The organism is Stenotrophomonas sp. STEN087, assembly GCF_056759115.1.
Genome location: NZ_JBRRCR010000004.1, coordinates 90,887 through 100,484, shown reverse-complemented (window position 1 = coordinate 100,484; position 9,598 = coordinate 90,887). Strand labels below are relative to the sequence as shown.

Here is a 9,598-nt window from a genome sequence, read left to right as displayed (position 1 = left end):
CCCACACCGCCCCGCCCCTGACAGTTTCCCGCTGCTGATGGTGGGTGCCGACCGTTGGTCGGCACGGGGTCGGATCCCGTTGCTGCGCAACGGGCTCTGACCCCATGTCTGGCGGAAGACGAAGGCATATTGCGCGACCGGGGTCGCACTCCTTATGCTCCCGCGCCATGCGGGCCAAGGTGGCCCGTGGGGGGATCCATGCGAAGGATATGGGTGTTGCTGCCACTGCTGGCGGCGGCAGGTGATGCGTGCGCGCAGCGTGTGTACAAGTGCAACGATGGCGGTCGTAGCGTCTACCAGACGCTGCCCTGCCCGAGCGGGCAGGATACGGGCGTGACGCGGCCGATCGTGCGTGATCCCAAGCTCAGCTGGCAGGAATCGGAGCGGGTCGACCGCGAGCTCCGCGATGCGCGCCGTCAGCTTCAGGCCAACGCCGGCCGCAGTGCGCCGCAGGGATCCGGCACGGTCATCGAGGCCGCCAGCAACGCCGAGGCCTGCGACAAGGCGCGGGCGCGCCGCGAGATGGCCGAGTGGTTCGGCACGCGCACGCCGCAGCGGCAGCTCAACGACGACGTCACCCGCGCCTGCGCTTCGCGCTGAAGGCCGGCCCCGGCCCCGGCCGACCCATGCTTGATTAACGAAATGCGAATGCCTATCATTTACTGATCGGTTGTACGCTCAGCCACCTGGCGCCCCCACCGCGCTTCCGCCCGTGTACATCCCCGGCTCCTCGTGCGCCGACGGCCCTGGCCGTCAGCGCGTGGTGATGGGAGATGCCTCGGGTCGCGCGATTCCGCGCAGGCGCCCGCACGCATGGATTCCATCGCTGATGTTTTTCTCCTGCATGGAATCGCACTGTATGGCCCGACCGAACATTCCCGTCGTTTCCCCCCTGGCGCTGGCCCTGGCCACGTCGTTGTGTGCCCCGCTGGCCCACGCCGATGCACCGTCCGCCGCCGATGCGCGCACGCTGGACACGGTGAAAGTAACCGCCGACGGCGAGATCCAGAACGGCTACACGGTGAAGAACACCCGCAGTGCGACCAAGCTGGACCTGTCCCTGCGCGAGACGCCGCAGTCGGTCACCGTCATCACCCGCCAGCGCCTGGATGACATGGGCCTGTTCTCGCTGTCCGATGTGATGAGCCAGGTGACCGGCGTGCATGTGGCGGTCACCGACAGCGAGCGCATCAACTATGTCTCGCGTGGCTACAACATCACCAATTTCCAGATCGACGGCATGCTCAACACGTTCGGTGGGTCGATCAAGACCAACACCGACAACGTGATCTACGAGCGCATCGAAGTGATCCGCGGTGCCACCGGCCTGACCACCGGCGCCGGTGACCCGTCCGGCACCATCAGCATGGTGCGCAAGCGCCCGACCGACACCTTCCAGATGGGTGCCAACCTGACCCTGGGCCGCTGGGGCAACCAGCGTCTGGAAGCCGATCTGGGCGGCCCGATCGCCTGGGACGGCCGCATCCGCGCGCGCGTGGTCGCCGCCAAGCAGCAGAGCGACTCGTTCCGTGATGTCTACCAGCTGGACAAGGACGTGTTCTACGGCATCGTCCAGGCCGACCTGACCGACAGCACGCTGCTCGAGGTGGGCTACGAATACCAGTCGCCGCACACCAGCGGCGTGACCTGGGGCGTGGTGCCGTACTGGGGCCCGGACGGCACACCGGCCAACCTGCCGCGCTCGACCAACTTCTCGGCGTCGTGGAGCAGCTGGCCGATCATCGAGAAGACCACCTTCGCGCGGCTGGAACAGCAGCTGGGCAGCCACTGGTCAGTGAAGGCCGCGATCAGCCGCGCCAAGCGCAACACCGATGGCGCGGTCTGGTATGGCGCGCAGGGCTACCCGCGTGCCGACGGCACCGGCGTGCTGGCCTACATCGGCAACTTCGTCGAAGACAGCACGATGGATGTGGCGGACGTCAACGCCACCGGCAGCTTCGAACTGTTCGGCCACACCCAGGAAGTGGTGTTCGGCGCAGGCCAGTCGGTGCGCAAGGGCGAGTACCCGTCGGCATCCATCGACCCCTACCCCACCAGTTACACCCAGGTGCCCGACTGGCGGAACTGGACCGGCGATGTCGCGCCGCTGTCGGTGACCCGTCCGGGCTACCTGGGTTCGCAGGATGAGCTGCGCCAGCAGGCGGCCTACGTGGCTACCCGCCTGCGCCTGGCCGACCCGCTGCTGGTGGTGGCCGGCGTGCGCTACGGCAACTGGGAAACCAAGACCTGGCGCTACAGCTACGACAGCAGCGGCAACCGCACCGGCACCACGCGCACCGGCTACAAGCCCAAGGACCAGACCACCCCGTACGCCGGCGTGGTGTACGACTTCAACCGCGTGCTCAGCGCCTATGCCAGCTACACCGACATCTTCGCGCCGCAGAACTACCGCGACAAGAACGGCAGCTACCTGGAGCCGGTGGTCGGCAAGATGTACGAAGGCGGCCTGAAGGCCGAGTTCTTCGACGGCCTGCTGAATGCCTCTGCGGCGATCTTCGAGGGCGAGAAGGACAATGTGGCCGAGGTCGATGATTCGGTGCCGCTGAATTCGCTTCCGGATGGCACCCAGGCCTACCGCTCCACCGGCAAGGGCAACAAGGTGCACGGCTGGGAAGTGGAAGCACAGGGCAGTATCGGCGAAAGCTGGAACCTCTCGGCGGGCTTCGCCCACGCCGTCAGCCGCAGCCAGCTCGGCGTGGTACAGAACAGCACCACCCCACAGGACACCTTCCGCCTCAACGCCAGCTGGCGTCCGGGCGGCATCGATGGCCGCTTCTGGCTGGGCGGCGGTGCCACCTGGCAGAGCCGCATCTGGCGCGCCAGCACCAAGCCGGCGGCCGACTACCTGACCAGCGGCCGCACCGAACCCGGCGTCATCCAGCAGGAAGCGTTCTACCTGCTGAACCTGGCCGGCGGCTACCGCTTCAACGAGAACTTCAGCGCCCAGCTCAACATCAGCAACCTGCTGGACAAGAAGTATTACAGCAACGTCGGTTTCTACAACGGCGTGTACTGGGGTGAACCGCGCAACGTCACCATGACCCTGCGCTGGAAGCTCTGATGCCCTGATGGATGGCGCCGGTTCTGCGACCGGCGCCCGGCCACGGATGGCCACCTCCGGCGCGCTTCTGTGCGCCGGCCTTTCTTCCAACGAACCTGCAGGACCGCCGTGGACCGCTCGCCCGAACTTGCCAGCTCCCGCCTCAGCACCTTCTTCGCCAGCGAACGCTGGGGAGTGCTGTCCCGTTCCCTGGCCGCGATCTTCGGCGGCTACGCGCTGGCCTCGATGACCAGCGTGTTCTGCGCCGTGGCGCTGCCCGCCGCGCGCGGGCAGGCCGTGCTGACCGGCATGCTGCTGGCCATCGTGGTCGCCGCCTGCGCCGCGCTGTGGGCCTTTGCTACGCGCAGCGCACTGCGCGCCTGGGTCGGCATCCTTGGCCCCACCCTGCTGCTGGCCGCCGCGTCGCGCCTGCTGGGGGCCTGGGCATGAAGAACGGATTCCGCCAGTCGATGGCCTGGCTGCACACCTGGACCGGCCTGCTGGTCGGCTGGCTGCTGCTGCTGATCTTCATGGCCGGCACCGCCAGCTACTACCGCGAGGAAATCAGCCGCTGGATGCGCCCGGAGCTGCCCAGCGCCAAGGTCAGCACCGACGTGGCCGCGCAGCGCGCCATCGACTTCCTACAGGACAAGGCCGGCAACGCCGAAATGTGGTACGTGACGCTGCCGCAGCCGCGCAACCCGGCCATGAGCACCTTCTGGCGCGTGCCTGCCGACCAGGCCGATCCGTCCAAGGGCCGTCGCGGTGCCTTCGGCGATGCAACGCTGGACCCGAACACCGGCGGCGAACTGAAGGCGCGCGACACCCGTGGCGGTGATTTCTTCTACCGCCTGCATTTCGACCTGCACTACATCCCGGTGTACTGGGCGCGCTACCTGGTGGGCTTCTGCGCGATGTTCATGCTGGTGGCGATCATCACCGGCGTCATCACCCACAAGAAAATCTTCAAGGACTTCTTCACCTTCCGCAAGGACAAGGGCCTGCGGTCGTGGCTGGATTTCCACAACGTCAGCGCGGTGATGGCCCTGCCCTACCACGCGATGATCACCTACACCGGCATCGTCACCCTGATGATCATGTACCTGCCGTGGGGCGTGAAAGTGGCCTACCCGCAGGACGAGGACAAGTTCTTCGCCGAAGCCTTCGGTGGCATGCCCGAGGTGAGCGCACCGGCCGAGGGCCGCGCGGTGCCGATGCCGATCGCGCAGCTGCTGGACAGTGCGCGCGCGCACTGGAAGGGCGTGGAAGTGGCCGGCTTCACCGTGACCAACCCGGGCGCCGCCAACGCGGTCATCGACATCCGCCAGCGCGACGGCAAGCGGCTGTCCACCGATACCCCGGCGCTGCGCTATGACATGGCCAGCGGCACGCTGCTGCAGGAGAGCCCGCCCTCCGGCGGCGCCACCGCCACCCGTGGCGTGATGTATGGCCTGCACCTGGCCCGCTTCGCTGATTGGGGCCTGCGTGCGTTGTTCTTCCTGTCCGGCCTGACCGGCTGCCTGATGGTGGCCAGCGGCGTGGTGCTGTGGGCGGTGAAGGAACGGCCCAAGCACGCCAAGAGCGGGCGCATCGGCTTCGGCCTGCGCCTGGTCGATGCGCTGAACATCGGCGCCGTGGCCGGCCTGCCGATCGCGTTTGCCGCCTACTTCTGGGGCAACCGCCTGCTGCCGCTGGAGATGGCCGAGCGCTCCAACGCCGAGGCCAACGTGTTCTTCTACGCCTGGGGCGCCGCCCTGCTGGCCGCCTTCATCTGGCCCAAGCGGATGATGTGGGCGTGGCAGCTGTACATCGGCGCAGCCGCCTTCGCGCTGGTGCCGGTGGTCAATGCCCTGACCACCCATGCGCACCTGGGCGTGACCCTGCTCAGTGGCGATTGGGTGCTGGCCGGCTTCGATCTGTCGATGCTTGCCTTCGGCGCGATGCTGGCGATGTGCGGCTGGCGCATGCAGCGCTGGACGCCGCCGCTGAGCGCGGCTGAAAAGAAGAAGCGCGCAGCGGCGGCTGCAGCCGCCAAGGCACCGGCTGCGCCTGCGGCTACCGAAGCGGAGGCCAGCGCATGATGCTGCTGGCCCTGACCCTGTCGTTCTCCGCGTTCACCGCGCTGTCGCTGGCAAAGCACCAGCAGGACCTGCACGGCAAGGCCGCCGCGACGCCGGCACGGCGCACGCAGTGGCGCGTGCTGGGCTGGGTGTTGCTGACGGTCGCGTTCGCGCTGTGCGTGGTCGACCACGGCTGGGCGATGGGCCCGGTGCTGTGGCTGGGTGCATTGACCCTGGCCGGCGTGCCGCTGGCCTTTGGCCTGTACCCGTACCGGCAGACGTGGATCGCACCGCTGGCCATCGCGCTGCCGGTTCTCGGCCTGGTGGTGGCGTTTTTGTAACCCGGCAGCCGGGGTCGGATCCCTTGCGCATTGCGCAAGGGCTCTGACCCCATCCCCAGGCATCGCGTATCCACGCATGGCGTGGATCTACTAGACGTGCGACCCGACGCGGCCGGGGTCGGATCCCTTGCGCGCAGCGCAAGGGCTCTGACCCCATCCCCAGGCATCGCGTATCCACGCATGGCGTGGATCTACTACGGCTGCAGCCGGGCTCAGAGCCCCTGCGCTGCGCGCAGGGGATCCGACCCCAGGTTCCCGGTCAGCCCAAGCGCTTCAGTTCCCACGCGCGGTGGATGCGCGCGTTGCGCTCGAAGTCCGGGCCAATCGTGCGCGCGGTGATCTCGCGACACTGGGCGAACTCGGCGATGGCGTTTTCTTCCAGCTTGAAGCGGCGGAAGTTGTTGGAGAAATACAGCACGCCGCCCGGCGCCAGGCGCGCCACCGCCGCACGCAGCAGCTTCAGCTGCTCGCGCTGCACATCGAAGTCGTCGGCACGGGCCGAGTTCGAGAACGTCGGCGGATCGCAGAAGATCACGTCGTACTGGCCGCGATCGCCTTCCAGCCACGCCATCGCATCGGCCTGCACCAGCAGGTGCTGGTTGCCGCCCTGGCCGTTCAGCGCCAGGTTGTCGTAGCACCACTGCAGGTAGGTCGCCGACAGGTCGACGCTGGTGGTGCTGGCCGCACCGGCCACCGCCGCCTGCACACTGGCCACGCCGGTGTAGCAGAACAGGTTGAGGAATCGCTTGCCACGCACCTGCTCGGCCATCATCCGGCGCAGCGGGCGGTGGTCCAGGAACAGGCCGGTATCGAGGTAGTCGAACAGGTTCACCTGCAACAGCGCGTTGTTTTCGCGCACCACGATGAACTCGTCACGCTGCTCGAAGCGACCGTACTTGCTGCCGCCCTTGCCGCGCTCGCGCGACTTCATCGACACCTGCTCCGGCGGCACGCCGAACACTTCGCGCGCGGCGGCCAGCAGTTCGTTGCGGCGACGGCGCACGTCGTTTTCCGGAATCGCGGCCGGTGCGGCGTATTCCTGCACGTGCAGGAAGGTGCGGCGCTGGCCGCCATCTTCTTCGTAGACGTCGATGGCCGCCGCATATTCCGGCAGGTCGGCATCGTAGGCGCGGAAGCAGGTGATGTCCTCGCGCGCGCGCCAGCTCTTGAACTTCTTCAGGTTCTTGCGCAGGCGGTTGGCCACCATCTGCGCGCCTTCGCTCAGCTCGCGCGGCTGCGCCGGGTCGCGGCCCGGCACGGCGATCGGGTCGCAGACGATCAGCGCGCATTCCAGCGCACCGTTGAACATCTGGTACTTCTTGCCGGCGCGCAGGCCGGTGGCGAAAGCGAGTTCGTCATTGCCGCACAGCAGGCTGGCGCGCCATTGCGGCACGGCCTTCTGCAGGGCGTTGCCCAGCGCGCGGTACAGCGCCGGATCGGCGGCCAGGCGCTCGTCGTAGGGGGGGTTGCAGACCACCGCGCCGATTACCTGCTCCGGTGCGGCCAGGTCGGCCACGTCCGCACGGGTGAAGCGGATGGCGTGGGCCACGCCGGCCACTTCGGCATTCTCGCGGGCGGCCTGGATGGCCACCGGGTCGATGTCGCTGCCGTGGATGACCGGCTTCAGCGCGGCCAGGCCAGCAGCTTCGCGGTCACGCGCTTCACTCTGGATGGTCTTCCAGGCGGCCTTGTCGAAGCCCAGCCAGCGGCTCGGCGGCAGGCTGCCATGGCGCATCAGGCCGGGGGCGACGTCGGCGGCCATCAGCGCGCCTTCGATCAGCAGCGTGCCGCTGCCGCACATCGGGTCCAGCAGGCCACCACCGGCGGCGTGCAGGCGCGGCCACTGCGCGCGCATCAGCAGCGCGGCGGCCAGGTTTTCCTTCAGCGGCGCCTCGTGGGCAGCACCACGCCAGCCACGGCGGTGCAGCGGGCCGCCGCCGAGATCGATCGACAGCGAGGCACGGCCCTTGCGCAGCGACAGGTTCACGCGCACGTCGGGCAGGTCGGTGTTGACCGAGGGGCGTTCCAGGCCTTCATCGCGCATGCGGTCGACGATGGCGTCCTTGATCCGCTGCGCGGCGAAGCGCGCGTGGGTGATCTTGTCGCCGGACACGTGCGCGTCCACCGCCAGGGTCATTTCCGGCTTGATGTGCTCATGCCACGGCAGCGCACGCACGCCGTCGTACAGGGCCTGCTCGTCCGGGCATTCGAACTCGTCGATCGGCCACAGCACGCGGCTGGCCAGGCGCGACCACATGACGATCCGCAGCGCCTGCTCCAGTTCGCCATCGGCGTTGACGCCGGCAATGGTGGCGGTGGCCTTGCCAAGGCCCAGGGCCGACAGCTCATCGGCAAGCAGGTATTCCAGGCCCTTGGCGCAGGAGACGAAGAATTTCACGGGATCGGTTCGCAGGTGGTCGGGCGCGGCACAGGGGCCGGGCCAGTCGGAAAGGAGGGCCGTGGACACGGCCGGCAGGCCCGCGCCGGGGGCGGCGGGGCTGCCATTGTAGTCAAAGCGGGCGGGCGCGCCGTGCGCCCGGGCTTCACAGCTGGCGCAGCAGGCGCTCGAAGGCCTGCGCGGAGGCCTCCACGTGGCGTTCCAGGCGGTGGCCGTCGTCCACCAGCAGCAGCTGCGCCGAGCGCGCCTGCGCCCAGGCGATGACCCCGACGGCCGGCACCACCTCGTCATGCCAGGCCTGGACCACGGTGGTCGGCACGGCAGCGGCGTCCAGCGCCGGCATCGGGCCCATGGTGGTGGGCGGCACCATCAGGAACAGGCCGGCCACCGGCACCTGCAGCGAGGCGATGCCGGAAATGTAGGCGCCCAGGCTGGAGCCAGCCAGCACCACCGGGCCTTGGGTGGCGGCCGCGGCGGCACGCTCGACCAGACGCTGCAGGCGGGTGCGCACGTCGCCGACGCGGCTGATCTCGCTCATCGCGTCCAGGTCGGTGTAGTCGGGGCGCTCGTGGGTCCAGCCCAGGCGCTCGGCAACCTCGGCCAGGGCGGTGACCTTGGTGGCCTCCGGGCCGCTCTCGAAGCCGTGGGACAGGATGCAGTGGCCGCGGCTCATGCATGCGCTCCCAGGGAGCGGTTCAACGTCGATCGGGAAGGCAGGTTCATCCTGCAATGCTAGCATCGCCGCATGCCCACCCCGCTCCTGCCCGGCCTGCAGCTGCAGCCCCTGCCCTACCACGATCGCCTGCCCCTGCGTGATGCCGACAGCCTGCGGATGGTGGTGATCCACTGCACCGAGCTGCCCGACCTGGCGATGGCCCGCGAGTATGGCGAGCGCGTGCTGTATGACAGCGGCGCGGGCAACAGCGGGCATTTCTACATCGACCGCGACGGCAGCGTGGTGCAGTACGTGGCGCCGGAGCGCATCGCTCACCACGTGCGCGGCATGAACGCCGATACGGTGGGCATCGAGCTGGTCAATACCGGGCGTTACCCGCACTGGTTCGACAGCCGCCACCAGGCGATGGACGAGCCATATACCGAGGCGCAGCTGGTGGCGCTGGAGGCGCTGCTGCTGGCGCTGGTGGCACGGTATCCGTCGCTGCAGCGCATTGCCGGGCATGACCAGCTGGATCTGGAGCAGGTGCCGGCCAGTGATGATGCGGGGCTGACGGTGGCGCGCAAGCGGGATCCGGGGCCGTTGTTTCCGTGGGCGCGGGTGCTGGCGAAGGTGCCGTTGCAGGGGTTGGGCTGATCGGCAGGGCTGCGCCCTGCACCTGCAGAGGCCGAAGCCAGAGCAACAGCAGAAGCTGGCTTCCTGAGGGATGGCGGGGTGGGTCCGGTTGAGGGGGACGCCGTGAACCCCCCTCCGGGGTCCGGCCCAGCCGCTGGCGGCTGTGCGTTCGGGTGATTGCGAAGCAGTGCTTCGCAAGCAAATTGCCCTCACCCATGGGGGCTTGGTCGCGGCATCCATGCCGCTCACACCCCCTCAACCGGACCCACCCCGCCTTCGACAGTTTTCCGCGATCTGTTGGAACCTGCTGCTGATGGTGGTGCCGACCGTTGGTCGGCACGGGGTCAAATCAATCGAAATGCGATTTTGTAGAGTCGAGCCGCGCTCGACTGCGCCTTGCACGGCGACCTGGCCGATTGGGGTCAGAGCCGTTTCCCGTTGGGAAAC

At 68.4% G+C, this 9,598-nt stretch carries 8 protein-coding genes; 6 read left to right on the top strand and 2 right to left on the bottom strand.

Annotated elements, in window-relative coordinates:
• Positions 1 to 213: 213 nt before the first annotated feature.
• From ACVOK1_RS02290 to ACVOK1_RS02270, 5 genes are all read left to right on the top strand, one after another.
• Positions 214 to 600 carry a DUF4124 domain-containing protein gene (locus ACVOK1_RS02290; protein ID WP_165835707.1) on the top strand — a complete coding sequence of 129 codons (387 nt, stop codon included), beginning with the start codon at positions 214 to 216 and terminating at the stop codon, positions 598 to 600.
• A gap of 259 nt (positions 601 to 859) precedes the next feature.
• Positions 860 to 3,082, top strand: a complete 2,223-nt coding sequence (locus ACVOK1_RS02285; protein WP_481560948.1) for a TonB-dependent siderophore receptor — start codon at positions 860 to 862, stop codon at positions 3,080 to 3,082.
• A 108-nt stretch (positions 3,083 to 3,190) separates the two neighbouring features.
• Entirely contained in the window at positions 3,191 to 3,511 is a 321-nt protein-coding gene (locus tag ACVOK1_RS02280) for a DUF3649 domain-containing protein (RefSeq protein WP_108768353.1), read from the top strand.
• Positions 3,508 to 5,142: a PepSY-associated TM helix domain-containing protein gene (locus ACVOK1_RS02275; protein ID WP_481560946.1), complete on the top strand. Its 1,635-nt coding sequence runs from the start codon at positions 3,508 to 3,510 to the stop codon at positions 5,140 to 5,142. Before ACVOK1_RS02280 ends, ACVOK1_RS02275 begins: the two co-directional genes overlap by 4 nt.
• Positions 5,139 to 5,462: a DUF3325 domain-containing protein gene (locus tag ACVOK1_RS02270; RefSeq protein ID WP_481560945.1), complete on the top strand. Its 324-nt coding sequence runs from the start codon at positions 5,139 to 5,141 to the stop codon at positions 5,460 to 5,462. Before ACVOK1_RS02275 ends, ACVOK1_RS02270 begins: the two co-directional genes overlap by 4 nt.
• 259 nt (positions 5,463 to 5,721) lie before the next feature.
• Here the strand turns inward: ACVOK1_RS02270 and rlmKL are convergent, their stop codons facing one another.
• Together rlmKL and ACVOK1_RS02260 are read right to left on the bottom strand one after the other, a co-directional pair.
• Positions 5,722 to 7,860, bottom strand: a complete 2,139-nt coding sequence (rlmKL, locus tag ACVOK1_RS02265; RefSeq protein ID WP_481560944.1) for a bifunctional 23S rRNA (guanine(2069)-N(7))-methyltransferase RlmK/23S rRNA (guanine(2445)-N(2))-methyltransferase RlmL — start codon at positions 7,858 to 7,860, stop codon at positions 5,722 to 5,724.
• A gap of 145 nt (positions 7,861 to 8,005) precedes the next feature.
• Complete coding sequence (locus tag ACVOK1_RS02260) at positions 8,006 to 8,533, bottom strand: alpha/beta hydrolase (protein ID WP_481560943.1); 528 nt, start codon at positions 8,531 to 8,533, stop codon at positions 8,006 to 8,008.
• 72 nt (positions 8,534 to 8,605) lie between these two features.
• Here ACVOK1_RS02260 and ACVOK1_RS02255 point away from each other — a divergent pair, with 72 nt between their 5' ends.
• Positions 8,606 to 9,172 carry an N-acetylmuramoyl-L-alanine amidase gene (locus ACVOK1_RS02255; protein WP_108768348.1) on the top strand — a complete coding sequence of 189 codons (567 nt, stop codon included), beginning with the start codon at positions 8,606 to 8,608 and terminating at the stop codon, positions 9,170 to 9,172.
• Positions 9,173 to 9,598: the final 426 nt, after the last annotated feature.

What these genes read in the sequence shown, in the direction of transcription:
- ACVOK1_RS02275 (WP_481560946.1), top strand. Translation starts at nt 3,508, where the DNA reads ATGAAGAACGGATTCCGCCAGTCGATGGCCTGGCTGCACACCTGGACC.
- ACVOK1_RS02270 (WP_481560945.1), top strand. Translation starts at nt 5,139, where the DNA reads ATGATGCTGCTGGCCCTGACCCTGTCGTTCTCCGCGTTCACCGCGCTG.
- ACVOK1_RS02260 (WP_481560943.1), bottom strand. Translation starts at nt 8,533, where the DNA reads ATGAGCCGCGGCCACTGCATCCTGTCCCACGGCTTCGAGAGCGGCCCG.
- ACVOK1_RS02285 (WP_481560948.1), top strand. Translation starts at nt 860, where the DNA reads ATGGCCCGACCGAACATTCCCGTCGTTTCCCCCCTGGCGCTGGCCCTG.
- ACVOK1_RS02255 (WP_108768348.1), top strand. Translation starts at nt 8,606, where the DNA reads ATGCCCACCCCGCTCCTGCCCGGCCTGCAGCTGCAGCCCCTGCCCTAC.